The sequence below is a fragment of the Candidatus Woesearchaeota archaeon genome (genome assembly GCA_027858315.1).
GTDB lineage: Archaea > Nanobdellota > Nanobdellia > Woesearchaeales > UBA583 > UBA583.
Window position 1 is genome coordinate 24,693 of sequence record JAQICV010000064.1, and the last position, 25,858, is coordinate 50,550.

Here is a 25,858-nt window from a genome sequence, read left to right on the forward strand (position 1 = left end):
TGATTTATTCACTTATGACTATACATTTTTTATTTACCTACTATATTAATAAAAGAAGTCCTATATAAAGATTTATTAGACTAAAAAGGAGTAAAAAAATTTAAATTAAATTAAAAATTTAAAAAAAGAATTAATATTGAATTTGTTCTCTCTCGTAATATCCTTTAGGATGAGCGCATACAGGGCAAACCTCTGGAGCTTTTTCTCCTTCATGCACATTTCCACATTTTTGACAAATCCAAGCAATTTTTTCTCCAGATTTGCTATTGTATAAAGAATCTGCTTCAAGTTCTGTAAGTAATCTTTTATATCTTTCTTCATGTAGCTTTTCAATTTTTGCAAGTTTGTCAAATAAAAGTTCAGCACCTTTAAATCCTTCATCTTGTGCAATTGTTTTAAACTCAGGATACATCTCCTCAGTCTCATAATTCTCTCCATCAATACACTCTTGTAAATTTTCTTTAGATGAACCAATTCCATTAACTAATTTAAATAAAAGTTTAGCATGTTCCATCTCATTTTTTGCAGTCTCTTCAAAAAATTCTGCAAGTTTTTGATGTCCCTCTTTTCTAGAAACTTTAGCAAAAAAATCATATTTATTTCTAGCTTGTGACTCTCCTGCAAATGCAGTCATAATATTTTCATATGTCTTAGGGTATTTAGTTTTAATTTCATTAGTATCCATAACCTATATATCTTTATAATGATTTAAAAAAGTATGTAATTTTTCAAATAAACACTCAAATTATTCATAAATTTAAAAAAATATATAAAAAGAATACAATTGAAATAATAATAGATTTGAAGAATGGTTAGTGATAAACAAAAACAAATAGAAAAAAAATGGCAAAATAAATGGAATGAAAATAAAACATTCGAGCCAAAAATAGATAATAAAAAGGAAAAATACTTTGCAACTATTGCATATCCTTATGCAAATTCAGTAATGCACATAGGACACGGAAGAACTTCTACAACTTGCGATATTTATACAAGGTATCAAAGAATTTTAGGAAAAAATGCGATATATCCTATGGGATTTCACATTACAGGAACTCCAGTTTTAGCTGTTTCAGATGGAATCGCAAAAGGTGATGAAAAACAAATTCGATTAACAAGAGAAGCAATTTCAGATTATGTTAAAGATAAAAAAGGTCAAGATGACTTAATTGAAACATTTAAAGATCCAATGAATATTGCAAAATATTTCTCATCTAAAATTGAAGAAACATTCAATAGCGTAGGTTTAGGAATTGATTGGTCCAGACAATTCACAACAGGTGATGAAGCCTACAACAAGTTCATAGAATGGCAATTTCAAAAATTGCATGACAAAGGAATTTTAACTAGAGGAAAATACCCAATATTATATTCTCCAGTAGATAAAAATGCAGTTGGTGAAGATGACATAAAAGATGGAGATACTGAAAAAGTAACTCTTCAAGAAATGAATTATATATTATTTCAATTAAAAGATACAAATGAATATTTAGTGATATGTACTCTAAGGCCTGATGCATTATTTGGGACAACTAATATGTGGGTAGACTCCAAAATGGACTTGATTAAAGTTCAAGTAGAAAATAAAACTTGGGTAATCTCAAAAGATGCATTAGTAAAAGTAGAAAACCAATTTGATAATGTAAAAGTAATTAGCGAACATAAAGGTAAAGAATTTATCGGGAAAACTGCAATAGCTCCAATTGTCAATAGAGAAGTTCTTATAGCAGAAGCATCATTTATAGATTCAAATCATGGGACAGGTATTGTATATTCATCACCAGCCGGAGCGCCACATGACTACATTGCCTTAGTTGATGCAAAAAAAGAAAAAAGACTTCCTGAAACAATTCAAGTAATAAATACAGTTATAACAAAAGATAAGAAAGGAAATATAATAAACTACAATGCTTCTTGTCCTGCAGAAAATAAATGTAACAAATTTAAAGTAAAAGATTCTAAGAGTTCTGAAGGTTTAGAGCAAGCAAAACAAGAACTATACAAAGAAGAACATTATGGAGGAGTTTTAAATGAAAATGCTGGAGAATTCGAAGGTGTTCCAATTAAATATGCAAAAGATAAAGTTGCTCAAAAATTAAAAGATTTAGAATTAGGTGGAATTTTTTATGAAACTTCAAGAAGGGCAAAAACTAGGGGAAATGATCAAGTAATTGTTGCAATCCTTGATGAACAATGGTTCTTAGATTACACTAAAGATGAAACAAAACAAGTTGCCTTTGATGTTTTAGATAATATGAAATATAATCCTCATAAAATGAGGCCAACTCAAAGAGGTTATTTAGAGTGGGTTCAAATGAGACCTTGCGCAAGGAAAAGAGGTCTTGGTACAAAACTCCCTTTCGATAAAGAATGGGTAATTGAAGCATTATCAGACTCAACAATTTATCAAATGTTTTATTTGATGGCAAAAACTATTTACAAAGAAAACATTCCTGCTAAAAAACTAACTTTAGAATTATTTGATTATGTTTTATTAGGAAAAGGTGACATTAACAAATTAGATATTGATGAAAAATTAATTAATGAGATGAGATCAGAAGTAAAGTATTGGAAAAGTTTTGATCTAAGATATACTGCAGCACCACACATGTCAAATCATTTATCATTTTTAATTTATCATTATGGACTAATATTTGAAAAAGAGTATTGGCCAAAATGTATAACAATTGGAGGACTATTAACTAAAGATGGAGAAAAAATTGCAAAATCTAAAGGGAACGGAATACCATTATTTAGAATTAAAGATATTTACGGTGCAGACTTATATAGATTATATGTTGGAGTTGGTGCAAATTATGATATTGAGATGGACTTTAAAGATACAGAAATCCTTCAATTAGAAAAAAAATTCGAGAAATGGCAATCACTAATTGAATACTCAATTAAAAAACCAATTAAAAAATATGATGAATTTTCAGACACAAACAAATGGTTAATTTCAAAATTCTATTCTAGAACAAAAGAGTATTTTAATTATATGGACGACTTCAGAATTAGAGAAGCATATGTATCTGTTTTATACGAATTATTAAATGATATAAATTATCATGAAAGAAGAACTTCAAATGAAGAAACTCTTGAAGTTATAAGATTCATTGCTCAAGACTATTTAATTTTGATGACTCCAGTTATACCTCACATTTGTGAAGAATTAAATGAACAATTGGGGAATAAATCTGAAATTAGTCTCACGAAATTTGAAACAAAAATTGAAGATTATATGAATAAAAAAGCAGAAGATATCGAAGAGATAGGTCAAAGTTTAATTAATATTATTTCAAGAACAAAGGACATAAAACAATTATCTCATCTTAAAAAAATTACAATTGTTCAAGCTAAAGAAGCAAGGTTTAAATTATTTGACAGATTAAAAGAATTACTATCTAATACTAAAGATATTAAAACTATTTTTGGTGAATTAAATAAAGACTTTTCAGAAGACAAGAAATTCATTCAAAAATTTGTACCAAAAACTCTTGGAGAAGATGGTTTGTCCAATTATTTATCTAGAGAAGATGAAAAGAAATTTATTACAAGTATGATTGATTTCTTAAAAAAAACATTTAATTGCGAAATTGTAATTGATAATGCAGATAATTTAGAAATAGATTCAAATAATTGTATCCCTAGAGAACCTTCAATAATTTTAGAATAAAGTATTGCATTTTTGCAATATTTAAAAAATTTTAATTTTCATGTAAATTTTCAAATTATTATTTTTCAAGTTAATCCATATTTATGTTGAAACAACCTAAGGATTGCAGGAGCAATTCTTCTTGGACATTTAACATGACTAACTTTCCCATGTTTATCATGAACAAACATACATAAATCATCTCTAAGTGTTACCTCATGAGCATATTTTAGAGCTCCAGCTTTTGTAGTAAATAGTTTAGAAGCGCGACTTTTTCCTTCAGTTAAAACTGCCCACCCAATATCGTGAGGAACTACATGTTTATTTTTCTTTTTCATTTCGATCACCTTTGTCAATACTTATTTAATTATTAACAATTGTTAATTGTTTTCTATATTTATAAAAGTATGTGACAACATACTTATGAGAGGAATAATTAAATTTACTTTTGATTTGTGTATTTATTATTTACTAAATAATTCTAAATAAACATACTAATTCCACCAATTGCTAAAATTATAGAAAATACAAAAAAGACTTTTTGAAAGAATTCATGCGAACCTAAATAATATGCAATTCCTCCTTTAAATAATGTATTTGAAATTGCAGCTATAATTATTCCAAACTGGGCAGTAATATTTGAAATTGAATTTTGTTTTGCAAGAGTAAGAAGAGAAATAGTAATTGCATCAACATCAGTAATTCCTGAAATAAAAGCTAAAATGTAAATTCCCGAATTTCCATAAATCAATGTGAAAAGCTTTGAAAAAAATGTGATAAATAAAAATAATAATGCGAATTTTAATGCAGGTTTAATTGAAAAAGGAGAATCTGTTTCAAATTTTTTAAATGTTTTTTTATCATTATGATTCCTAAACATTATATATCCTGCTAAAATAAATCCTGTAATTCCCATAAGCCCAAGAGACATAAAAACTCCATAAACCAATTCAGGATTAATAACTAAAACTTCAAAAATAATTCTAAAAAACATAGTAGAACAAGCAATAATTACTCCAAGTGCAAGTGGATTAGAAAGCCCTTTATACTCCCTACTTTCAATAGAAAATGATGAAGTAAGTGCAGTTGAAGACATAAATCCTCCTAAAAAACCTGTAATTATAATTCCTTTTTTTGCGCCAATAGTTCTCATTAAAATATATCCAACATAAGCAATACCAGAAATAAAAACAACCATTAGCCATAAATAATAAAAATTAAAAACATCAAGTTTTGCTAAAAATTCTAAAGATATACTTTTTTGAGAAAGGAAAATTTGCCCTATAAATGGTAAATCTAGTGGAGAATAATTTTTATTTGGTAAAAGAGGTAGTATAACTAATGAAATAATTGCAAATTCAAGAGTAGCATAAACTTCTGAAGTTTTAACTTTTTTAACAAAGCTATGAAGCTTTGTCCCAAGGGCTAGAATTGTAGCTATAATAATTGCAAGCCCAATAGTTATTTGATAATATTTTAAACTAATTAAAACACCAATTAAGAAAGTAAGAAGTGCACTCACCTGAGAAGTAATACCAATTTGTGTAGAATTAACTTTTGGTACAATAAAATATGTCAGACCCATAAGCAAAATCAATCCGAAAAATGTTAAAATAAAAAGACTAGAATCATTAATGATTTCAAAAGAGAAAAATCCGATAATATAACCTAAAATTGAGATGAATGTAAATGTCCTAAGGCCTGCAAAATCTTTTTTGTTAAGTCTTTGTTGTCTTATCTCTCTTTGAGCTCCAATTAAAAGTCCAAGAAGTATTGAGAGCATAAGGCCAAGGTACATATCATCTAACATACTTAAAAAATATTTATTTATTTTATAATTATTATTCCTTTATCTAAAGTAACAAAAGAATATAAACTAAAATTATTAAAATTATATTATGAAAATAATATTCCATGGGGCGGCAAGAGAAGTAGGAAAGAGCTGTATTGAGATTCAATCAGAAGGAAAAAGGTATTTATTAGATGCAGGAGTTAAATTTATACCTCAAGGTATTGAATATCCTAAATATTTAGATAAAATCCATGATTTGGATGGTTTATTCCTATCTCATGCACATCTTGATCACAGTGGTGCACTTCCTATGCTTGAGCACAAACAATTAAATTGTCCAATTTATACAACAGATATGACTTGGAGAATTGTTAATATGCTTCTTGCAGACTCATATCATTTAGAAAAATTAAAACATCTTCATCCGGCTTATTCTGAAAGAGATATAAAAGCTGTAGAACAAGATTTGAAATTTGTAACTTATGATAAGGAATACACTACAAAAGATGGAAAAATTAAGTTTCAATATTTAAATGCTGGTCACATTCCAGGAAGTGCATCAATTCTTATGCAAATTGAAGGTAAAACAGTTCTATATACTGGCGATATAAATACTGAAGATACAAATTTAATGATTCCATCAAATCTAGACAAACTTCAAAATGAAGTAGATATTTTAATTACTGAAAATACTTATGGTGATAGAAGACACCCTGATAGGGTTGATGCAGAAGAAGGAATAATTAAATCTATTGAAAGTTGTGTTAAAGAAGGAGGTTCAGCATTAGTTCCAGTATTTGGAGTTGGTAGGTCTCAAGAGGTTCTAATAATATTAAATAAATTAGATCTAAGTATTCCAATCTATCTTGATGGTATGGCAAGAAAATTGACTGAACATATGGTAAAATCTGATGACCCTTATATTGACAATAAAGATATACTTGATCAAATGTTTAAAAGAGCAATAAAAATTAAATCTCCTAGGGAAAGAGAAGATATTGCTAAAAAGAAAGGAATAGTAATTCTTACAACTTCAGGAATGGTACAAGGAGGACCAGTAGTATCTTATATGGGTCATTATACTCATGTTCAAGAAAATTTTATTATTTTAACTGGATATCAAGCAAAAGGAACAAATGGTAGATCAATTTTTGAAGATCATACTTTTTATACAAATCATCACAGAGAAAAAGTAGTCTCACATGTAAGAAAATTTGATTTTTCAGCACATTATGGCCAAGACAGTATTCATAATTTAATTGAAAAAATTAAACCTAAAAGTCTAATACTCCAGCATGGAGATTTAGAAGCAATTGAAGCTGTAAGAAATTGGGCAAAAGAAAATACTGATGCTAAAGTTTATGATCCCTATATTGGAGAAGAATTAGATTTCTAAATTCCCATTACTTTTTTTAAATTTGCTCTTTCTGAAAATAATTCAGGATTTCTTTCTTTTAATTTATCTAAAAGTATTTGATAATCACTATAATTTGAAGTATTAACTTTTGAACCCAAACCTTTATTCTCAACTAAAGTTTCTATAATGTCAAATCTTTTAAAATATTCAAGAATATTATATTTTGTAACTGATAAAATAGTTTGAGCAAAATTATTATCAAATATTTTTTCTCCTTTAATTTTAAAATTTTTATCTTCTTCAATTCTTTTTGAAAGATTTGGTATATCAAAGAAAATTCTTTCTAAACTATTTCTAGTTTTTTTCCCCCTAAAAGAGAACTGTTCTTTTTCATCATTAGCTTCTTCAAGGAAATTTTTATTATTTGAATCTATATCACAAGTTTTAGCAAGGCAAACCAATAAATCTATATTCTTCAATTCTTCTCTAGAAACTAACGAGAAATCAACATCTCTTTCATCACTTCTCCTTAGAACTTCTGAAACATATTTCTGTGAATCTTCTCCAATATTTTTAGAAATTTTATAAATTCCATAAAGTAATAAATTTGAATAAACTTTTCCCTCTAAGAAATGATTCAAAGTAACTACTTCTATACTTTTAGGACCAGTTATATTTTTCAAAGGATTATATACTTGCATCATTAATGTATTTGAATAAGTATTTTTAAAATATGCTTTAAAATCTTCAGGAAAATCATGAAAGAGAACAATTCCTGAAAACAAATCTGAATATTTTTCATGTATATATAGTCCTTTAGAATTATTTAATGTATCTAAAATATGATCTTCATAGACTGGAGAACCATTAGTTCTTGTTAAATTATCATAACTTCTAGGTAAATATAATTTACCATATTCTTCGTATGATTCATCAAGATTAATAGGCCTTAAAAGAAGTTTCATTATTTATAATAGCAAACCCAAACTTATAAACTTTACCGGAGAGTAGTATTATAAATAAAATATACTTAGTATAAATATCAAATCAGTTAAAATGACACAAGATATTACAAGAGAAAATATAAAAAAACTTCTTTTAGAGGAACTTGAAGAAGACAAAGAATTTAATTTTAAAATTCAAAGATTATTAGGCATTGATGATATAGAATCAAAAATTGATGAAATCAAAAACTAAATATAATTTTTAATAACTTTTAGCAAAATAAGCCCAACAAGTAGCGGGTTTTCCTGAATAAAAACATTTAATGTTCTTAAGAGATTTATCTTTAAATCGAAAAGGGATGCATGAACTTTTTGAACCAGTCTTTTCTTTAATTTCTTCTTCACTCTCAGTACTCTCTGCCCAAGGAACAAGACATCTTTTGTTATCTTTAATAGCGTTTTCGAAATCTTTGAAATTATTAACTTCGATAGTTATTTCATCTTGTATTTTTTTAGCTTTATTGTATAATCTCTCATGCATTTCTTCAAGTTCTTTAGCTACAACTTCTCTCAAATTTTCAAATTTTACTTCTTTCTTTTCCCCTGAATCTCTGATACTAATAATTACTTGTCCACTCTCCAAATCTCTTGGTCCAATTTCAATTCTAATAGGAATTCCTTGAATTTCCCATTTTGCAAATTTAAATCCAGGACTATCTTTCCTATCATCATCGATAATTGGATTAAACTCTTCAAGTATAGTTTTCAACTCTTCTACTTTTTCAAGCACAATATCTTCTTTTCCTTTAAAAAGTAAAGGAATAATTACCGCTTTATTTGATGCAACTCTAGGAGGTAAGACTAAACCTTTATTATCTGAATGAAATAAAATCATTCCTGCAATAGTTCTAGTTGAGATTCCCCACGAATTTTGCCAAACATGTTGTTTTTTTTGATTCTTATCTAAAAATGTAATATCAAAAGCTTTTGCAAAATTTTGACCAAGCATATGTGAAGTACCACCTTGAATAACTTTTCCATCTGGTGCAAGAGGTTCAACTGTTGTAGAATAATCTGCTCCTGCAAATTTTTCTTTTGCCGATTTCAGTCCTTTTTCAACAGGCATGGCAAGCAATTCTTCATAAATATCTGCATAATATCCTAAAATTTCTAAAACTTCTGCATCAGCTTCTTCTTTAGTTGCAAATGCTGTGTGTCCTTCTTGCCATAAAAATTCTCTATTCCTCATAAAAGGAGTTGGATGCTTAAATTCCCACCTAACTACTGAGCACCACTGATTTAACCTTAAAGGTAAATCTCTATATGACTGAATCCATTTTGAATATGAATCATACATAATTGCTTCAGAAGTAGGCCTAATTGCCAATCTCTCTTTTAATTCTGAGTGTCCTGTATGAGTCACCCATGCAACTTCAGGACTAAAACCTTCAACATGATCTTTTTCTTTCATTAATAAACTCTCAGGAATAAGAAGAGGAAAATATGCATTTTTAACACCAGATTTTTTAATTTTTGCATCAAAAAATGCAGTAATCTTTTCCCAAATTTGATAAGAATTTGGTTTAAAAACCATACATCCACTAACTCTAGTATGTTCAATCAAATCTGCTTTTTGAATAACTTGAGTATACCACTCAGAGATATTCTCTTCTTTCTTAACTGTAATTGCCAGTTCTTGTTGTTTATCATTTTTCGCCATTTTTATTTACCTAATAATTTAAGTTAATTTTTACTTTATATTTGTTTCTAATTATTCACAACTAGTTGAAATTGATTATTTTCTAATTTATATTCTCTAAATTTTCTTGTAAAAGACGAATCTAATTTATTATAATGTATAAAAATAGAATCATTTTCAAAATAATAATTTTCAATATTTAAATTATAATCTCCATTAAGATATCCAAATAAAGTATTTTTAATCCCTTCTTTATTCCCTACACCTAATTCTTCAAGTGAGTATTCAATCTCTGCAATTAATCCTACATCTAGGCCGACAATCACTTATTTCTCTTTCTAATTTTCTTTTCATTTTGTTTTTCTATTTTCTATTGTAAACTACAAATTCGTAGAACTATTTCTTTAATTTTCAAATTAAATTTTAGAATAAAACGGGAAGTGAAGTATCTGATTTAAAATAGTAAATTCTACAATTATCTAGGCCGAAAATCATTTAATCTTACTAAATTAAATTTCTCCATAATAAATAAAAGATATAATTAATTTATAAATTTAATCCTAATCATCTTTGCTAGTGAAAATTAAAGTTTATAAAGTTATTTTGTAAATTTTAAATTATGATAATCACAACATTAAATAATTCAGAAAAAATTGCAAAAAAAATTGCAAAAGAACTTGGAGCTAAATACTCTAAAACTCAGGTTACTACATTCCCTGACGGAGATTTATATTTAAAATATAATACTGAACTAAGCAAAGAAAAATTAATAATAGTTGAAAGTTTTCAACCAAATCCAAATAAATCATTATTTGATGTAATCTTTGCTGCAAAAACTGCAAAAGATTTAGGAGCAAAGAAAGTAGTTCTTGTAGTACCATATCTAGCCTTCATGAGACAAGATAAAAGATTCAAAGATGGAGAGTCTATAAATGCCCAAATAATGTCAGATTTAATTAACAATTCAGGAATCGATAAAATAATTACTGTAGACCCACACCTACATAGAATTTTAAAAATGAAAGATGTATTTACAATTGCAGCAAAAAATGTAACTGCAAATCATCTAATTGCAAAATTCATAAAAAGAAAATATAGAAATGTTGCGGTAATTGGTCCTGATTGGGAATCTTATCAATGGGCAGATACAATTTCAAAAGAAATTGGCGTTGAAGATACAGTATTTGACAAAACTCGTCACTCATCCAGAACAGTTGATGTCGAAGTTACTAAAGATATTATAATTAAAGGCAAGAATGTGGTGATTGTAGATGATATTATCTCAACTGGGAACACAATGGTTAAAGCATGTCAAAAAGCAAGGAAATTAGGCGCAAAAACAGTAAATGCGATTGGTGTTCATGGTTTATTTGTAGAAAAAGGATATATTAAAATGAAAAGAGCAGGTTTTGATGATATTGTAACATGTAATACCGTTGAGCACGAAACAAATAAAATTGATATAACTGAAGTTTTACTCGAAGAATTAAGAAAAGAGCTTCCAAAAACAAAATAATAATTATTTAATTATAACCCTCATATTTTTCTAATCCTTTCTTCCACAAGAAATAGCTACTAATTATTAATACTACAATCATTCCCATTAATATCAAAAAATAATCAAACAATTCTTTGTATCCTATATATCCAAAATAAAAATCAGTAGGTAGTGTTGCATAATATACTACTCCAACAATTAATCCAAAATATCTAATAGAATTATTCTTAAAAAAAGAAATAGGATAATAAGAAAAAGCATTTGTAAAATTTCCAAAATAAATTTCACCCAGAAAGCCATTCTCCTTTATAAAAAAAGCTAATGAATTCAGAAAGCATCTCACATTCATTAAAAAAACTCCTCCCAAAAATGAAAATCCCATAGTAACTGTAGCTCTAATTAAATTAAAATTTATATCAATGAATGCAAAATAGATTATCAGTGCAAGCATATATATTAAACTAAAAAGGATTGTATCCATCTTAATATTTGCTAATGATTGGTGTAAAAATAGGCTAACAGGCCTTGTAAGATAAGCGTTAAATTTTCCAGTTAGTAGATCAACCCTTAATCCTCTAAACCAAGGATGAAAGAAGAACAGAAATAATTCCATAAGAATAAGATATAATGCAAATTCATTCAAGTTCCAATAAAAAATTTCAGAGAATTGTTCTTTTAGAACAAAAAAACTAAAGGATATAATTATCATAAATGTCAGATGCGCAAAGATGCCTAAATATAAATTAGTCTTATATTCTTTAAAAGTTTTCAAATGCACAATAAAATATTCTTTAGTAAAAGATAGGTTTCTCTTAAAATTAAAATTAGACATATTATTTAGAAAAAAATTTAGTTAATAAATTTTTATATTATTATTCTGCAGCAACTTCTTCTACAGTAGGAGCAAATGCTTTAACAACAGCATCGTCACCCTTAATAGTTTTTAGATTTAATTGGTGTGTTTTCTCATATACAGTATTTCCTGCAACCATTTTCTTAATTCTTAAACCACCAAATCTCTTACCTCTAAGTTTTCCTTTAAAACCAATACCCTTACCAACTAAGATTTTTCTTTTGTTAATACCTGGTAGGTCTTTTCTCATAGGAAAACCACTTGCATCAGAACCCCCAGAAATTAAGAATTTAGCACCAGTGATACCAATAAGTTCACTGTTAAATTCTTCCCCGAGAGTCTTTTGATACAAAGCCTCAGCTTCTTCTTGAGAAAGCTCCTTTTGAAAGCATTTCCCAGATTTTGTTCCAATAACAACTTTAATTGCCATAATAATAGGAATTTTATATGGTTTATAAATATATATGTTAAATAAGTGATGATAAAACTTTATAAAAAAGAATAAACAAAAATAATCAATGATATCATTTTCCTTCATATCTTTATTATCTGGAATCATCTCAGTAATTGCAATTATCATAGTTTTATCTATTTTTAATAAAGTATATCAGGAAGACTACAAGAAACCATGGCTATTTATTGGTATTTCAACACTATTCTTAGGAAGTTCCCAAATTTTAAGATTTCTTGCAGGATTTTTCAACATTTATATTATAAATTTAAACATAACTGAGGCAACAACATACATGTTAGATTTCATTTCAATTATGTTTCTAACATATGGTCTAATTCTAGAACAAGTAATTTTAAAATATTTCAAAGGAAAATTTGTAAAAATGAAATTTATTCCGGTTCAAGAAGGAACTTTAGGTGGAGAAATAGATTTAAATGTATCAAATGGAAGTTCATATATTGCAGTAAAAAAAGATAAAAAATATTTATTAGAACAATTCTCTCAGGCAACAAAAAAAGGTTTTGAAGGATTTTTAATAACTGAAGACAATCCTAAACAAATAAGATCCAAATACAATTTACAAAAAACTCCAATAGCTTGGATATCACAAATCGACATGGGAATTGATTCAAATTATTTGAAAGATTCTTTAGATGAAAATTCAGACATAGTAGACCCACTCCAATTAAACAATTTAATAACTTTTGTTGACAATTTTTTAGAACAATCCCAGAATCCATTTTTAATGGTTGATCTAAATCTTCTTCTTAGAACAAATAATTACACGATTGTATTAGAATTTTTAAAATATTTAACAAGTAGGACTGAGAGATTTAATGGTATTTTAATCACATTAATTAATATTGACATAATAAAAAATGATCAAATTCAAGAACTTCAAACTTTCATGAATGACTTAGAGAGTTAAATTTAATTCATTTAAATCCTTTGATAATTTTCGTATCAGAAATATTGAAATCAGTATTTTCCCACACTAGTGTATCATTATGGAAAATTTTTTTTACTCTAATAAAAGGAATAATATATCTTTTTCCATCCTCATTGTATACTTTAAAAGAAACGGGAGATGTGCCAATTTCAATTTTATAGATCTTAATTATTTCATCTTCATTATCTTTATTTAAATAAAGAATACTATGACCTATAACTGTCCCATTATCAAACAATGTATATAAAAATTTATGTGTATCAAATTTCATTTTTATTTAAATAATCCTTTCATTCTATTAAGGATACTTTTATCTTTGAGTGTTTTAGCATACTCTCCTAGAATCTTCTTTTGTTCAGAAGTACTCTTAGTTGGAATATCAACATTTATCTTCACATATAAATCTCCAAAACCACCATAATTAAAATGAGGAATACCTTTTTCTTTTAACCTTAAAATTGTTCCAGGTTGTGCTCCTGAAGGGATTTTAAGTGAAAGAGTTTTCTTAAAATGTTTAAATTCAACTTCATCACCAAGTATTGCTTGAATAAAATTAATATCTAACGTCATATACAAATCAGGACCTTCAACTTCAAACTGTTTATCTTTTTTAACATAAATCTTCAAATACAAATCTCCATAAGTACTAGTTTGAGAATCATAATTTCCTTTACCTGAAACTCTTAATGTAACTCCGCTCTCAATACCTTTAGGAATTGCAACTTCAATAATATCATGTTTAGATTCGGTACCGCTACCTGAACACTTACTACAAGCGTTCTTAATTCTCTTACCTTTACCTGAACAATCATAACAAGTTCTTTGTGTTCTAATATGTCCAAGAATAGATCTTTGAGTTTCAATAACAACTCCTCTACCATCACAAGTTGGACAAGTTTCAACATCACTAGATTTTTCAGCACCTTTTCCTAAACAATTAGAACACTCAACATCATGTGTAATCTTAATTTCTTTTTTGACACCAAAATAAACATCTTCTAGAGTAAGTTCAACTTCAGAATAAATTCTAGTATCTTTCTTTTGAGACTGTCTTCGGGAACCTCCTCCAAAACCACCAAAACCAAATTGTTCGAAAATATCATCTAAATTAATTCCGAAATCTCCTGGATTAAAGCCTCCTCCTCCTCCACCAAATCCACTAAAACCTTGAGGTCCATCTGTACTACCATAAGTGTCGTACTGTTGTTTCTTTTGGTCATCAAGTAAAACTCCTGCTGCTTCATTAATCTCTTTAAATTTTGTTTCGGCATTAGCTTCTTTGGAAATATCTGGATGATACTTCTTTGCTAATTTTTTATATGCCTTCTTAATATCTTCTTTTGAAGCACCTTTTTCAATGCCTAGAATATCATAATAGTTCTTTGTCATTTTTTATCTAATATGAATAAGGAGAATTTATTTATAAAACTTCTCTCAAAAACTAAAAAATTGTAAGAAATTCAAGATTTGGGTCAATTTTATTATTTAAATAGTTCTAGTTTTTTTTGAAATCTTAAATCATAAAAAAAATTAATTTTTGGAGACATATATTTCATAGCATTTAGAATATCAGAATCATAAACTTTCATCATATTTTCATTATACATTATTTCAAAAGTCTCATTATGTGTCAATCCCAATTTATATTCTCTCTCACTTCTTAGAGCATCATAAATATCTGCAACAGCAATAATTCTTGCAACTAATGGAATACCTCTGCCTGATAAATTAAAATGTCCTGAACCATCCATTTTTTCATGGTGAAACATTGCAGCATTAACTACTGTGGAATTTTTAATTCCTAGAATTGAGAGTATTATTTCTCCATATTGCATATGTTGAGCTAAAATTTCCTTATCTTTTTCAGATAATTTATTCTTTTTAAAATAAATGTCAATAGGTGAAACTAAATGTCCTATATCGTGCAAAAATCCTGCGTCTCTAATTTCACGTTTTTTTAATGAAGAATACTTACTTGGATTTTTAAATTTAAGATTTCGGGTAAGTTTTGCTCCAATAAGGCCTACTTTATATGAATGATAAATTAATCTATTATTAAACTTATATTTCATATGCTTTGATCTTGAAACTGCCATTGCAACTTTATCAAAATCTTTCTTTGAATCAAAATACAATTCTTCTTTAATTTTATCTAAAAGTATAGATAAATCTATTGGTTTATTAATAGGTCTAGTTTCTCCAATAATATTTTTTTCAGAATAAGAATCAAGTTTCAGAGAAAATTTATTAATTAAAGACTTAATCATTAAATAAAATGAAATTTGGAATATATAAAATTATCTGATTCACAAAAAATCCCTATTAACTTCAAATGCTTCAACTGTCGGATCTTCTTCTATAATTGCAGGAACTAAACTTAATTCCTTCAAAACTTCGGCAAATTGCTGAACATGTTCGGGATATGTTAAAATCCTTAATTTCTTCTCATCAATCATAACTCCAAGGCCTTCTTCTTCAAGCATTTCTTTAGTTTTATTAAGAGTTTCTAAGTCTTTTTCTTTGGTATAAATTACTCCTCGAAGCATTAATCCTTCATCTGTAATAATATCAAACTTAGTTGCAATACTCTGAGCCCTTAGTTTAAATCTATTTTGCATCTGAACTTTATCTTTAAGAGTTCCAGTACAAAAATGAACATTGTATGGTTTATTCTCACAATGCTCTAAAATTTCCAATCCTAACTCATCAGAACCCTTGATTCCGTGAGAAATGTCAGTTTTAGTATCATAACCCTCATTCATCATATCTTCTGAGTTCCTGTCTGAAATCTCGAATTCATTCAAATTCAAAAATTTCACTTTTCCTTCAATGAAATCACATAAATCTAATATTGCTTCTTTATCATTAGGGGCGCAAGGAATCTCAACACCTACATCCCAATCAAACTCATTTGCTAAATCAATTTTGCTCCATTCTTCTTTCTTTTCAAAATCTGGATGAAATCTAATCTCATCAAGTCCTGCATCATATAATTGTTTTAAATTATCTTTATTAATCAAAATTAAACTTGTATAAAGATGAATATGGAACTCTTTTCCAAATTTTTCTTTTAGAAACTTAATGTACTCAAGAGTTCTCTCAAGTCTTGAAAGTGGGTCTCCACCTGTAATTCCTGCTCCTTTTGCTTGAGTTAATTTTGCTTCTTCAAGCATATCCTCAAATGAATCTGTCTTCCATTCATTGATGTAAATAACATCTTGGTCTTTTCTGTTATCAGAAAGCGGACAATACCAACATTGTCTAGGACAAATCCCTGTCACATACAAAACCAATTTCTCTCCTTTAACACACATTTGACATCCTTTAGGTAATTCGCCTATTTTTTTAGAATAATAAGGAGTATCTTCAATTTCTCTCATATATTTTTGAATGCTCTATAATTTAAAAATGCACCGAAAAATCTTTGATTTTGACTGTGTAAAAAAGAATAAAACAGAGTTTAAAAATATAATTAAAAATTAGCAGAATAATTACCTTCTAATATCTCAAATTCTTTGTTTTTAATCAAAAATAATTTTTGTGCAACTCTATTAATGAAACGTCTATCATGTGATACAAAAATTACTGTCCCACTAAATTCTTTCAAAGCTTTTTCTAATGATTCAATCAATTCAACATCTAAGTGATTCGTAGGCTCATCAAGCAATAAAATATCACATTTACTAAGCATTAATTTAACTAATGAAACTCTAGTTTTTTCTCCTCCACTCAAAGATTTTAATTTATTATGAATCTTGCTTTTTTCAAATCCGAATTTAATAAGATTGGATATTATATGATGCTCCATTAATTTTTGGTCAGCCTCCCATAAATAATCCATAACTGATTGTTTCAAATCCATATCTTTAAACTCTTGGTCTAAATAACCAATTTTCATATTTAAACCAAATTTCAAATTTCCACTATTTATAGATTCATCTCCTTTAATTATTTTTAGTAAGGTAGTCTTACCTACACCATTTTTTCCAATAATTGCAATTTTCTCTCCATTTTTAATATCAAATGATGCATTTTCTAAAATCTCAATTGCGCCAAAACTTTTATCTATATCATTACCCTTTGCAATCATATTTCCAATGAAACTTCCTTCTTCAAATTTTAATTTAAACTCGTCTGTAAAATCATCTGGATTTGGAGGATCTCCTAAATCTTCAGCTTTCTTTTGTAATCTATCAGCTTGAACTTTCATCTTTTTACTTCCAACTAAATGAGCCCATTCTCTTTTTTGCATCTCTGACTCTTTTAATTTAGTTTTCTCTTTAGTAATTGCATGATGTTTATTTTTTAATTGAGTATGATGTAATTTTCTTTTTTTTAAATAATCAACATAATCGCAATCATAAACTTCAAAATGTTTATTCTCAATCTCAACAATTCTATTTGAGACTAAATTAACAAAATATCTATCATGAGAAATCGACATAAAACTTTTCTTAGAATAAAATATTCTCTTCTCAAGCCATCTAATAGTTTCAAAATCTAAATGATTAGTAGGCTCATCAAGAATTGTGAATTCTACATCCTTACTTAGAACTTCTGCAAGTCTTAATTTAGTTCTTTGTCCACCACTTAGATCGCAAATTTTCTTGTTAAAATCTTGCATCTCAAAATTAATCTCTTCAAGAATTTCTCTAATCACATTATCATCAATATTTAATTCTTGTCTTATTGATATTTTAGCATGTTCAGACAATAGTTTTTCATACAAATCCATATCATCATAAATATTTGGATCTCCAAATTGTGCTTCAATTGCTTCTTTTTTAACTGAGAGTTTGTTTTTTTTATTTTCAAGATAATCATGAAAAGTGAGTTCAGTTTGTTCAAATACTTTCTCTTGCTCCATTATTGCAATAGTAATATCAGTATTTAATTCAACAACCCCTTCATACTCTTCTTCACCAACCATACATTTAACAAAAGTTGACTTTCCAGTTCCATTTTGTCCAAGCAGAGCAACCTTGTCTCCTTTATGAATAATAAGTTCTGAATTTTCAAATAGAACATCACTTCCAAAGGTTTTTTCAAACCCCTTAACTCTTAAAATTAATTCTTTACTCATTTTGTCTTATATTTATTTAGAATAAAAATGTGTTTAAAAAAGTATTTAAAATAAAAACCTAATAGAATTTAAAACAAATAAACTTTAGTAATTATTTTTTACATTTATAAAAAAATTTAAACTCCGATGAATTTTGAATACCATCTTCAGGTTCAATATTTGTAATAAATATTATGTCTCCTTTTGCTTGAACAATTTGAGCTTTAAAATCATAAACTTTCTTAATCATTTCGAGTTCTTTACTAGAATCTTCTAATAAGTTTTGTCTGTATACCTTACAAATTTTATCAAATATGGGTTGATATTCTTTTTCAAATAATTGTTGATCATTTGAAAAAGCAACAACATCTTTTAATAATGGTGAATCTTCTGCATATGCAACATTAATACTTGCAATTGCCATTAATCCTATTAATGTTTTTTGTAGTCTCATATGATTTTATACGAATTCACTATTTATAACAAATCATCATCAATATCAATCTCTTCAATATCATCTAAATTATCATCAATATCCACTTCTTCTACTTTCTCTTCTTTTGCAGCAGGTTTTGATTCTTCTTTCTTAACAATTCTATCTGAACTTGTTTCAGATTGTCCAGCAATCTTTTGATTGCTCGTATCTTCAACTGTTGTGAACTCAACACTAAGTACTTGATTAACTAAAAATTGTTTATCTCCAGTCATATTATTAAGTCCAACATTTCCTACAATCTCAAGTTTTGAACCAATCATCTTTTTAGAGAAATCTCTATATTTATCAATATCTTCTGTAAGTCCAATAATTTCTATATCTTTTAATTTTGTTAAATTCTCAGCTCTATCTCTAAATCCAACAATAGATATAGTTGATTCTCCATCGTCAAATACAATATTTACAATTGGAATTCTTAGTGCTTTAACTTCTTCATGCTCGGCGCATTTATATATTCCTTCATCTTGAAAAACTTTCTTAAAACACTCTGGGCATCCAAGATAGAATCTAGGAATCTCAAAATCTGTCACAATACCTGAAAGTTTAATATTTCTATCTCCTTCTTCAAGTTCATTAATTTTTTTCTCTTTACTCACAATTTCTTGTGGAACAAATTCTTTTAATTCAATTTTCACATCTTTAGGATTAACTTCAATATCACTATATTGTCCATAATGAACTTCAATTCTCTCCTGATTAGTATTTTCTCTAGTATAAGCATTTAAAACTTTTAAAACATCTCCATCATGAATAGAATCTAATAATTCAGTTTTCTCTCCCCAAAAAACAAGCCTTGTAATTCCAGTCTCATCTCCGACAAGCATCGATTGAACTCTACCTTGAGGGTTTTTCTCAGTAGAAAAAGTAACTAAATCATATTTTCTAATAATCTTACAAATAAAACTAACTGGAGTCTTAGGTTCAGTAATATCTTCAATCTTTGCAAGCTCTGCATCTTTTTTAGGTCTCTCTGAATCAAGCCTTACGCCTAAATCATTAGCAATAATATAAATTGCTCCTTCATCTGAGATTAATCCTGATAATTCATTAACTTTCTCGGCAATCATTGAGCTGATTTCTTCAGAAGATTTACCAGACTTATCAATAAGATTTTGTAGAAGTTTTTCTTTCTCTGTCATTATAATAATTAAACACTAAACGAAGTTTATAAAATTTTCCATCTTGTAGTAAATAATTAATATTTTATACAGCTTTTTTAAAGACTTTTTTTTCTTTATTGTTTTGGTTAAATTTATGAATTGAAGTTGTTATTGCATTTATACTATTAATCCTTTCTTTAATGGCAATTTCCGAGTAATTTTTCTTAAATTTTAAATTACTTATTGGAATTATAAGTATTGCTTTTAAATGATTAATCTCTTGAGCATAATTCATTTTAAATATATTGTATAATACTCTGTGTATCTGTCCAATACTATCATTTATGCTGTTAATTTCTAAACTAATCTCTTCATTTGAATTATGGTAAATCATAATTTGCAAATTTTCTAATCTTACTTTTAAATTATTTAGAATATTAATTATTTTGTCCAAAGGTTTGGCTTTGCTAAAAAATCCCATTCTACTCATGCCCCACATTACCAATCAAATCTGCAGTTCCTGCTCCAAGAACAGCTAAGATGATTGTTGCTCCAACAATATTGTATATTTCTAAAAAATGATAAGGTGTATGAAACTTACCAAATAAAAGATTTACAAATAAAATAGCAACAATTGAGACTACATATAAAATTGTCGCTCTAAGTGGCATGAATTTCAAAATAAGATGTTTTTGAACCTTTCTAAATCCAGTATAATAAAGCATAATTATAATCATGATAAATGCAATAATGTACATAACTGTTGCTCTTTGCCAATCTATTGTTTGAGCAATATCAGATGCCTTAGAAAACGCAAAATGTCCCATAATTCCTACAAATGCTCCGATAAAACCCTTAAACATATCTCTTTTTGTAATTTTATTAATTGGAGAAATACTGTTCTTCTTTAAATCTTTCTCTAGCTTCTTCAATTCTTTGATTGCGTCTTCTTCTGTTTCAAAATTTTTAACATCATTTGCTAAGTCTTCTTTCTCCATCTCCTCAAGCTTGTACTCTTCTCCAAGAATCTTTTCCTCATTCTTCAAAATCTTCTTCTGGTTCTTCAAAATTAAATCTAATTTCTCATTTAACAAGGTTTTATTTGTCATTTCTAACACCTCTTAAAAAATCAATATCAATAATGTAAGTTCCATCTTGAACTTTGTAAATAAGAGGTTTCTCTCTTTTCATCAGCTGATTAATATCTATCTCATACTTTCCAGGAGCTAAAACTCTAACATTTTCTAATTTCAAAATAATTGGTTTATCTATTTCTTCAATATCAACAAAACTCTCAACTTCTTTTAAAATAATATCTTTTTGTTCCTTGCTAAGTTCGATTTCAGCTTTTACTGTTGGGATTTTCTTCATAAATAAAAATAATTTTGACCCACATTTAGGACATCCTTGAATAATAACTTCTGAAGTATTATCGTATATTGATTCGCATTTAAGACATTGATGAGGCATATAAAAAAATTCTGTGTTTATTATTTATAAAATTTTGTCTTTTCAATTAAAAAAGAATAAAATAAAACTAATCCTCTCCTCTTGGAGCAAGGATAAATCCTAGTAGTAATTTGTCAACTAATTTATACTCAACCTTCAAAGGATAATCATCATTAAAACTCATTTCAACATTATTTACAATCTTATCAGCTTTAATGAATTTCTTTAAATATTCAATTGAATATCTACAATGCATATCTTTAGAGGATTCAGTTTTAATATCAATATCTTCATCAAAATCAATTTTCCCAGACATTGAATTTGTTTTTCCTTCAATTGAAAACTTTTTATTTGCAATTTTAAAACTAACTCCATTCTCAAGGAAATTTAAATCATTAATTGAATTGGTAAAATTAGAAGAAGAAGTAACAATTTTTAAAGGGAAATCTAAATTAGGGACCTTTTGTAGATTTTCATCATTAAAATCAATAAGTGATAATTCAAACTCTTTTTTATTCTTACCTTCACTTACAATTTTCAATTTATTTCCATCTTGATCAACTTTTAATATAAGTTTAGACTTATCATTACATCTTTTCAAAACATCACTAAAATGCTCTAAACTAAGTGAGATTTGAAAATTTTCTTTAATCTCATACTTTTCAAAATTAGTTGACAATAATCTAAAAATTACCATAACAACATTGTTTGAATTTAGGGCAACAAGCTCCATATAATCAGGTTTAAATACGAAAGTTCCTTCTAAAACAATATCAGAAATAATTTCCATACTCTTCTTTAACAGACCTGGGTTTTCTAAAATTAATTCCATCTTAAATTATTAAAATCTTATTCATTAATAAATGTTTTTATTTTATCATCTCTAACTAGTAATTAATTTACAGATGATAATTATAAATTTATATCTTATTATTCATGAATGGTAATTAATTCAAATAAAAGGTTTTCAGAAATAATGTTCAAAAATTCATATTTAAGATTTTCATTTTTATACTCAACAATTAAATTTATTAATTAATAACACCATAAGAAATAAATGAAACAATATATACTTGCAAAAATAGTGGAATTTGGACTTCCAATGAAGAAAATTCATTATGATTTTAAAGTTCAAGATACAAACGAACCCACAAAATTCATAAAAATTATAATTCATCATACTGGAAAGAACAAAACTATTCAAAGTTTAATAGATAATCATGTAAAAAAACAACATTATTCATCAATAGGATATCATTTCATGATTTCTAAAAAAGGAACTATTTATTACGCTAGAGACTTAAAATCAGCCGGAGCGCATACTTATGGATACAATAAAAATGCAATTGGTATAGCACTATTTGGAAATTTTGATGAAGTAGAACCTACTCAAAAACAAATTGATGCTTTAAATTCATTAGTAACCAAATTAAAAGAGAATTATAATATTAAAAAAATATTTGGACACAATGAAGCAATATACAAAAAGATTAAAGAAAGAAATTGGAAATTACATTTGCCAAACATTAATCCACTAGATATTGAAAATAAAGAAACATATAAAAATTTCACAAGGGACATAACAACTCAAGTTCTAGAATTTGATGCTTCAGATAGTAGCGTAACTTTAATAAAAAAATTTCAATCCTGTCCGGGATTTAATTTATACTCAGAAATAAAGAAATTAGATGGATTAGATCCTTAAAAGGTCAATAATATTCATTCTTCCCATCAAATTTAGCAGTTTATTACTTTCTTCTTGTTTGTCTTTACAAAAAAGTTTAGCATTTGATTTTGCAAATATTAAAACTTTATTTAAGTTATAATCTCCATTTTCATCATCATATTTTTGTACTATCATATCTAAAGTTTTAATAGCGCGATTAGGAGCAGAGTGATTAAATATGTCAAAATCATATAAGAAAACATTTAACTTACTAAATTGGCTCCTATTTTCAGACATATTTTCAATTCTTCCTTTTCTAAAAAATACACAATTTAGAGATTCAAAGGAATAATGTTCATTTTTCCCACTAAAAGGAGAATTTGATTTAAAAGATTCCAAAAAATTTTGATAATTTATATTTTCAAAATTATAAACCAAAGTAACAACTTCTTTGGATAATAAATGATTACTATAAATATACTCATTCAAATCAACCATATAAGAAAGAATTTAATTTGAATTAATAAATATTTGTTAAAAAATAAAATTTATAATTTTCCAACTAAATCTGCACCAGGTTTCAAAACTTTCTCACCAACATTCCATTTAGCAGGACAAGCATAACCAGGATTCTCTCTAGCATATTTTAAAGCTTTAATCTTCCTAAGTAACTCTTTAGCATTTCTTCCAATAGGTTCATCGGTAATCTCAATTGCTTTAATCATTCCATCCGGATCAATTACAATTGTTGCTCTATCTGCAACACCTTCTTGATCTCTTAGTACATCATATGCTACTGAAATTTGATGTGTTGCATCTGCAATCATTGGGAATTTGATTTTACCAATACTTGGAGACTCATTATGCCAAGCTAAATGAACAAAATGAGTATCTGTTGAAACAGATAGAACTTCAGCATCCAAGCTTTTTAATTCTTCATAATTCTCAGCCATATCTTCTAACTCTGTAGGACATACGAAAGTATAATCTGCAGGGTAAAAAAATAAAACTACAAATTTTCCTTTATAGTCTTCTAAACTAACTTCCTTAAAACCTTTATCTTGCATTGCTTGCGCTTTAAATACTGGTGCCTCTTGATTTAATTTAACCATCGTATTAATTTTAAAGGTTTTTATTTTATAAAGATTTGGCTCGAATATCGAACTTGCAGTTTAAAAGAATAAATTAAAAATTATTTAAATATTTTTTTTACAGAAAAACCAATCTGTACATTCTAAGGATTTATCATTCATTCTCTCTTCTGCAAGCTTTGTAGTTCCAGCAGGAGGAACAATTACTTTTTCACCAGGTCTCCAATTTGCAGGAGTTGCAACTGAGTGTTTATCTGTTGTTTGAAGTGAATCAATCAATCTTAGAATTTCGTCCATATTTCTACCTGCAGATAAAGGATAGTAAATCATTGCTCTAACTATTTGTTTATCATCTATAACAAATACACATCTAGATGCAGCAGTTACTGCTTCTCCAGGATGAACCATTCCATATGCATTAGCAACTTTCATTGATAAATCATCAATAATAGGAAATTCAATTTTTCTTCCAAATTTTTCTTCAATTGTTCTCTCCCATGCAATATGTGCATAAATACTATCAATGCTTAATCCAAGTAAATCAACTCCTCTCTTGTCTAAATCAGGTTTAATATCTTGAAAAGCCATAAATTCTGTAGTACATACTGGTGTAAAATCTGCAGGATGTGAGAATAATATTAACCATTTACCTTTGTAATCTGTTAATTTTTTCATACCATGAGTAGTATTTGCTTCAAAGTGTGGAGCTTTTTCTCCCAATCTAGGCATACTTGGGGTTTCTTTCTCAATAATTATTGTTTCTGTTTTTATTTCTTCAACCATTTTGATATTAATATTTGAAGTTTCAAATATATAAAGGTTTGGCTCGAGTATCGAACTTATTAGGTAAGATTTATAAACAAATAACTTTAAGATATATTATGGTATTAAGTAAAATACTTAGTATTGCTTAATTTAGAAATTTATTAATAAATTTCTTCATTTTTATATATAATAGAAAAATGGTAGATACAAAGGATCAAACAATTCTTGACATGTTAGAAGAAAATGCTAGAATATCTTTTACTCAAATTGCAAAAAAACTAAATATTTCTGAGGCTGCAATAAGAAAAAGAGTAAAGAAATTAGAGAAGGAAGAGATAATCTTAGGATATAAGGCTTCAGTTAATTATAAAAAATTAGGATATTCAAATAAGATAATAATGGGTGTAGATACAACTCCTAAAGATTATTTTAAAGTTATGAATATTCTAAAAGATTTTTCTTACATAAAAAATTTAACAACTTCTTCAGGAGATCATATGATAATGTTTGAAGTTTGGGTTAAAGGAATGAAAGAATTAAATAAAATAATGGAAGAAATAAATGGAATTAATGGTGTAACTGAGAGTTGTCCAAGTATTATTCATGAAGATATTAATTAATGATAAGTTGGATTTTCTTGTTCAACTATTTTATTAGGCTTCACAAAATAATCAGGCTCTTTTAGACTTTGTTGAGTTATATATACAAGTTTGTTCCCAACATCTTTAAGTACTTCATTTTCGTCCAATATTTGCATACTCTCATTTAATTGAATCTCCAATAAAGATCTATTTCCTGACCTATTACAAAGTTTTGCAGCAGTTTTCATATAAGTTAAAAGTATCTTTTCACTATCATCATCATTAGTTAATTCATGATAAATATTCAAAAAAATCCTGGCATCTCCTGGATAAATTTCTGATGAAATTGAAGTAACAGTTTCAAATAATGAAGTATTCTTATCATAGGCTTTAAATAATCTCTAATAATTTTTCAGCTTCTTCTTTCATAATAATCTTTCAACATTT

The 25,858-nt window shown here is 27.2% G+C and carries 30 protein-coding genes; 7 read left to right on the forward strand and 23 right to left on the reverse strand.

Going from position 1 to position 25,858, the window contains the following annotated elements; genetic code table 11:
* Positions 1–130: 130 nt before the first annotated feature.
* Entirely contained in the window at positions 131–685 is a 555-nt protein-coding gene (locus PF569_05830; GenBank protein ID MDA3855755.1) for a rubrerythrin family protein, read from the reverse strand.
* Positions 686–808: 123 nt separating this feature from the next.
* Here PF569_05830 and leuS point away from each other — a divergent pair, with 123 nt between their 5' ends.
* A complete protein-coding gene (gene leuS, locus PF569_05835; protein ID MDA3855756.1) occupies positions 809–3,676 on the forward strand; it encodes a leucine--tRNA ligase in 2,868 nt (955 codons plus the stop codon).
* Positions 3,677–3,741: 65 nt separating this feature from the next.
* On the opposite strand, the gene PF569_05840 is transcribed toward leuS, so the two are convergent.
* Positions 3,742–3,993 carry a DUF2188 domain-containing protein gene (locus PF569_05840; protein MDA3855757.1) on the reverse strand — a complete coding sequence of 84 codons (252 nt, stop codon included), beginning with the start codon at positions 3,991–3,993 and terminating at the stop codon, positions 3,742–3,744.
* Between the two features lie 143 nt (positions 3,994–4,136).
* Entirely contained in the window at positions 4,137–5,465 is a 1,329-nt protein-coding gene (locus tag PF569_05845) for an MgtC/SapB family protein (GenBank protein MDA3855758.1), read from the reverse strand.
* 88 nt (positions 5,466–5,553) lie between these two features.
* Here PF569_05845 and PF569_05850 point away from each other — a divergent pair, with 88 nt between their 5' ends.
* The gene (locus PF569_05850; protein MDA3855759.1) at positions 5,554–6,843 is read left to right on the forward strand and encodes an MBL fold metallo-hydrolase; all 1,290 of its coding nucleotides are present in this window, start codon (positions 5,554–5,556) and stop codon (positions 6,841–6,843) included.
* On the opposite strand, the gene PF569_05855 is transcribed toward PF569_05850, so the two are convergent.
* Positions 6,840–7,769: a hypothetical protein gene (locus PF569_05855; GenBank protein ID MDA3855760.1), complete on the reverse strand. Its 930-nt coding sequence runs from the start codon at positions 7,767–7,769 to the stop codon at positions 6,840–6,842. The genes PF569_05850 and PF569_05855 overlap by 4 nt on opposite strands.
* A 91-nt stretch (positions 7,770–7,860) precedes the next feature.
* On the opposite strand from PF569_05855, the gene PF569_05860 reads away from it, so the two are divergent.
* Complete coding sequence (locus tag PF569_05860) at positions 7,861–8,001, forward strand: hypothetical protein (GenBank protein ID MDA3855761.1); 141 nt, start codon at positions 7,861–7,863, stop codon at positions 7,999–8,001.
* Positions 8,002–8,010: 9 nt separating this feature from the next.
* Here the strand turns inward: PF569_05860 and proS are convergent, their stop codons facing one another.
* Positions 8,011–9,468, reverse strand: coding sequence for a proline--tRNA ligase (gene proS, locus PF569_05865; protein ID MDA3855762.1), 1,458 nt, complete (start codon positions 9,466–9,468; stop codon positions 8,011–8,013).
* A 47-nt stretch (positions 9,469–9,515) separates the two neighbouring features.
* Positions 9,516–9,773, reverse strand: a complete 258-nt coding sequence (locus PF569_05870) for a hypothetical protein (GenBank protein ID MDA3855763.1) — start codon at positions 9,771–9,773, stop codon at positions 9,516–9,518.
* 293 nt (positions 9,774–10,066) lie between these two features.
* Here PF569_05870 and prs point away from each other — a divergent pair, with 293 nt between their 5' ends.
* Positions 10,067–10,963 carry a ribose-phosphate diphosphokinase gene (prs, locus tag PF569_05875; GenBank protein ID MDA3855764.1) on the forward strand — a complete coding sequence of 299 codons (897 nt, stop codon included), beginning with the start codon at positions 10,067–10,069 and terminating at the stop codon, positions 10,961–10,963.
* Between the two features lie 7 nt (positions 10,964–10,970).
* Here prs and PF569_05880 read toward each other — a convergent pair whose 3' ends face one another.
* Positions 10,971–11,777 (reverse strand): ABC-2 family transporter protein, encoded by an 807-nt coding sequence (locus PF569_05880; protein ID MDA3855765.1) that lies wholly within the window; start codon positions 11,775–11,777, stop codon positions 10,971–10,973.
* Between the two features lie 40 nt (positions 11,778–11,817).
* A complete protein-coding gene (locus tag PF569_05885; protein ID MDA3855766.1) occupies positions 11,818–12,228 on the reverse strand; it encodes a 30S ribosomal protein S6e in 411 nt (136 codons plus the stop codon).
* 88 nt (positions 12,229–12,316) lie between these two features.
* On the opposite strand from PF569_05885, the gene PF569_05890 reads away from it, so the two are divergent.
* Complete coding sequence (locus PF569_05890) at positions 12,317–13,180, forward strand: DUF835 domain-containing protein (protein MDA3855767.1); 864 nt, start codon at positions 12,317–12,319, stop codon at positions 13,178–13,180.
* A 7-nt stretch (positions 13,181–13,187) separates the two neighbouring features.
* On the opposite strand, the gene PF569_05895 is transcribed toward PF569_05890, so the two are convergent.
* From PF569_05895 to pcn, 11 genes are all read right to left on the reverse strand, one after another.
* Positions 13,188–13,472, reverse strand: a complete 285-nt coding sequence (locus tag PF569_05895) for a hypothetical protein (GenBank protein MDA3855768.1) — start codon at positions 13,470–13,472, stop codon at positions 13,188–13,190.
* 2 nt (positions 13,473–13,474) lie between these two features.
* On the reverse strand, positions 13,475–14,590 hold the full coding sequence (dnaJ, locus tag PF569_05900; GenBank protein ID MDA3855769.1) for a molecular chaperone DnaJ: 1,116 nt from the start codon (positions 14,588–14,590) through the stop codon (positions 13,475–13,477).
* 92 nt (positions 14,591–14,682) lie between these two features.
* Positions 14,683–15,468 carry an HD domain-containing protein gene (locus tag PF569_05905; protein ID MDA3855770.1) on the reverse strand — a complete coding sequence of 262 codons (786 nt, stop codon included), beginning with the start codon at positions 15,466–15,468 and terminating at the stop codon, positions 14,683–14,685.
* Positions 15,469–15,507: 39 nt separating this feature from the next.
* Positions 15,508–16,581: a radical SAM protein gene (locus PF569_05910; GenBank protein ID MDA3855771.1), complete on the reverse strand. Its 1,074-nt coding sequence runs from the start codon at positions 16,579–16,581 to the stop codon at positions 15,508–15,510.
* A 92-nt stretch (positions 16,582–16,673) separates the two neighbouring features.
* On the reverse strand, positions 16,674–18,284 hold the full coding sequence (locus tag PF569_05915) for an ABC-F family ATP-binding cassette domain-containing protein (GenBank protein ID MDA3855772.1): 1,611 nt from the start codon (positions 18,282–18,284) through the stop codon (positions 16,674–16,676).
* Positions 18,285–18,375: 91 nt separating this feature from the next.
* Positions 18,376–18,717 (reverse strand): hypothetical protein, encoded by a 342-nt coding sequence (locus tag PF569_05920; protein ID MDA3855773.1) that lies wholly within the window; start codon positions 18,715–18,717, stop codon positions 18,376–18,378.
* 23 nt (positions 18,718–18,740) lie between these two features.
* A complete protein-coding gene (locus tag PF569_05925) occupies positions 18,741–19,898 on the reverse strand; it encodes an OB-fold nucleic acid binding domain-containing protein (protein ID MDA3855774.1) in 1,158 nt (385 codons plus the stop codon).
* 64 nt (positions 19,899–19,962) lie between these two features.
* On the reverse strand, positions 19,963–20,340 hold the full coding sequence (locus PF569_05930) for a hypothetical protein (protein ID MDA3855775.1): 378 nt from the start codon (positions 20,338–20,340) through the stop codon (positions 19,963–19,965).
* Position 20,341: 1 nt separating this feature from the next.
* Entirely contained in the window at positions 20,342–20,968 is a 627-nt protein-coding gene (locus PF569_05935) for a hypothetical protein (GenBank protein ID MDA3855776.1), read from the reverse strand.
* Entirely contained in the window at positions 20,958–21,329 is a 372-nt protein-coding gene (locus PF569_05940) for a Zn-ribbon containing protein (GenBank protein ID MDA3855777.1), read from the reverse strand. Before PF569_05940 ends, PF569_05935 begins: the two co-directional genes overlap by 11 nt.
* A gap of 67 nt (positions 21,330–21,396) precedes the next feature.
* On the reverse strand, positions 21,397–22,140 hold the full coding sequence (gene pcn / locus PF569_05945; GenBank protein ID MDA3855778.1) for a proliferating cell nuclear antigen (pcna): 744 nt from the start codon (positions 22,138–22,140) through the stop codon (positions 21,397–21,399).
* 225 nt (positions 22,141–22,365) lie between these two features.
* On the opposite strand from pcn, the gene PF569_05950 reads away from it, so the two are divergent.
* Complete coding sequence (locus tag PF569_05950; GenBank protein ID MDA3855779.1) at positions 22,366–23,013, forward strand: peptidoglycan recognition family protein; 648 nt, start codon at positions 22,366–22,368, stop codon at positions 23,011–23,013.
* On the opposite strand, the gene PF569_05955 is transcribed toward PF569_05950, so the two are convergent.
* From PF569_05955 to PF569_05965, 3 genes are all read right to left on the reverse strand, one after another.
* Positions 23,002–23,472: a hypothetical protein gene (locus tag PF569_05955; GenBank protein ID MDA3855780.1), complete on the reverse strand. Its 471-nt coding sequence runs from the start codon at positions 23,470–23,472 to the stop codon at positions 23,002–23,004. The two genes, PF569_05950 and PF569_05955, sit on opposite strands and share 12 nt — an antisense overlap.
* A gap of 50 nt (positions 23,473–23,522) precedes the next feature.
* A complete protein-coding gene (locus tag PF569_05960; GenBank protein MDA3855781.1) occupies positions 23,523–24,086 on the reverse strand; it encodes a redoxin domain-containing protein in 564 nt (187 codons plus the stop codon).
* Positions 24,087–24,170: 84 nt separating this feature from the next.
* Positions 24,171–24,848 carry a peroxiredoxin gene (locus tag PF569_05965; protein ID MDA3855782.1) on the reverse strand — a complete coding sequence of 226 codons (678 nt, stop codon included), beginning with the start codon at positions 24,846–24,848 and terminating at the stop codon, positions 24,171–24,173.
* 179 nt (positions 24,849–25,027) lie between these two features.
* Here PF569_05965 and PF569_05970 point away from each other — a divergent pair, with 179 nt between their 5' ends.
* Positions 25,028–25,450 (forward strand): Lrp/AsnC family transcriptional regulator, encoded by a 423-nt coding sequence (locus tag PF569_05970; GenBank protein ID MDA3855783.1) that lies wholly within the window; start codon positions 25,028–25,030, stop codon positions 25,448–25,450.
* On the opposite strand, the gene PF569_05975 is transcribed toward PF569_05970, so the two are convergent.
* Positions 25,447–25,719: a hypothetical protein gene (locus PF569_05975; GenBank protein ID MDA3855784.1), complete on the reverse strand. Its 273-nt coding sequence runs from the start codon at positions 25,717–25,719 to the stop codon at positions 25,447–25,449. The genes PF569_05970 and PF569_05975 overlap by 4 nt on opposite strands.
* Positions 25,720–25,858: the final 139 nt, after the last annotated feature.

Coding starts and splice junctions, on each gene's coding strand:
- PF569_05850 (MDA3855759.1), top strand. CDS start 5,554: ATGAAAATAATATTCCATGGGGCGGCAAGAGAAGTAGGAAAGAGCTGT.
- PF569_05905 (MDA3855770.1), bottom strand. CDS start 15,468: ATGATTAAGTCTTTAATTAATAAATTTTCTCTGAAACTTGATTCTTAT.
- leuS (MDA3855756.1), top strand. CDS start 809: ATGGTTAGTGATAAACAAAAACAAATAGAAAAAAAATGGCAAAATAAA.
- proS (MDA3855762.1), bottom strand. CDS start 9,468: ATGGCGAAAAATGATAAACAACAAGAACTGGCAATTACAGTTAAGAAA.
- PF569_05970 (MDA3855783.1), top strand. CDS start 25,028: ATGGTAGATACAAAGGATCAAACAATTCTTGACATGTTAGAAGAAAAT.
- PF569_05960 (MDA3855781.1), bottom strand. CDS start 24,086: ATGGTTAAATTAAATCAAGAGGCACCAGTATTTAAAGCGCAAGCAATG.
- PF569_05855 (MDA3855760.1), bottom strand. CDS start 7,769: ATGAAACTTCTTTTAAGGCCTATTAATCTTGATGAATCATACGAAGAA.
- PF569_05965 (MDA3855782.1), bottom strand. CDS start 24,848: ATGGTTGAAGAAATAAAAACAGAAACAATAATTATTGAGAAAGAAACC.
- PF569_05885 (MDA3855766.1), bottom strand. CDS start 12,228: ATGGCAATTAAAGTTGTTATTGGAACAAAATCTGGGAAATGCTTTCAA.
- PF569_05910 (MDA3855771.1), bottom strand. CDS start 16,581: ATGAGAGAAATTGAAGATACTCCTTATTATTCTAAAAAAATAGGCGAA.
- PF569_05930 (MDA3855775.1), bottom strand. CDS start 20,340: ATGGGATTTTTTAGCAAAGCCAAACCTTTGGACAAAATAATTAATATT.
- PF569_05950 (MDA3855779.1), top strand. CDS start 22,366: ATGAAACAATATATACTTGCAAAAATAGTGGAATTTGGACTTCCAATG.
- PF569_05860 (MDA3855761.1), top strand. CDS start 7,861: ATGACACAAGATATTACAAGAGAAAATATAAAAAAACTTCTTTTAGAG.
- PF569_05920 (MDA3855773.1), bottom strand. CDS start 18,717: ATGAGACTACAAAAAACATTAATAGGATTAATGGCAATTGCAAGTATT.
- pcn (MDA3855778.1), bottom strand. CDS start 22,140: ATGGAATTAATTTTAGAAAACCCAGGTCTGTTAAAGAAGAGTATGGAA.
- prs (MDA3855764.1), top strand. CDS start 10,067: ATGATAATCACAACATTAAATAATTCAGAAAAAATTGCAAAAAAAATT.
- PF569_05955 (MDA3855780.1), bottom strand. CDS start 23,472: ATGGTTGATTTGAATGAGTATATTTATAGTAATCATTTATTATCCAAA.
- PF569_05890 (MDA3855767.1), top strand. CDS start 12,317: ATGATATCATTTTCCTTCATATCTTTATTATCTGGAATCATCTCAGTA.
- PF569_05880 (MDA3855765.1), bottom strand. CDS start 11,777: ATGTCTAATTTTAATTTTAAGAGAAACCTATCTTTTACTAAAGAATAT.
- PF569_05915 (MDA3855772.1), bottom strand. CDS start 18,284: ATGAGTAAAGAATTAATTTTAAGAGTTAAGGGGTTTGAAAAAACCTTT.
- PF569_05845 (MDA3855758.1), bottom strand. CDS start 5,465: ATGTTAGATGATATGTACCTTGGCCTTATGCTCTCAATACTTCTTGGA.
- PF569_05940 (MDA3855777.1), bottom strand. CDS start 21,329: ATGCCTCATCAATGTCTTAAATGCGAATCAATATACGATAATACTTCA.
- PF569_05895 (MDA3855768.1), bottom strand. CDS start 13,472: ATGAAATTTGATACACATAAATTTTTATATACATTGTTTGATAATGGG.
- PF569_05935 (MDA3855776.1), bottom strand. CDS start 20,968: ATGACAAATAAAACCTTGTTAAATGAGAAATTAGATTTAATTTTGAAG.
- dnaJ (MDA3855769.1), bottom strand. CDS start 14,590: ATGACAAAGAACTATTATGATATTCTAGGCATTGAAAAAGGTGCTTCA.
- PF569_05925 (MDA3855774.1), bottom strand. CDS start 19,898: ATGACAGAGAAAGAAAAACTTCTACAAAATCTTATTGATAAGTCTGGT.
- PF569_05840 (MDA3855757.1), bottom strand. CDS start 3,993: ATGAAAAAGAAAAATAAACATGTAGTTCCTCACGATATTGGGTGGGCA.
- PF569_05830 (MDA3855755.1), bottom strand. CDS start 685: ATGGATACTAATGAAATTAAAACTAAATACCCTAAGACATATGAAAAT.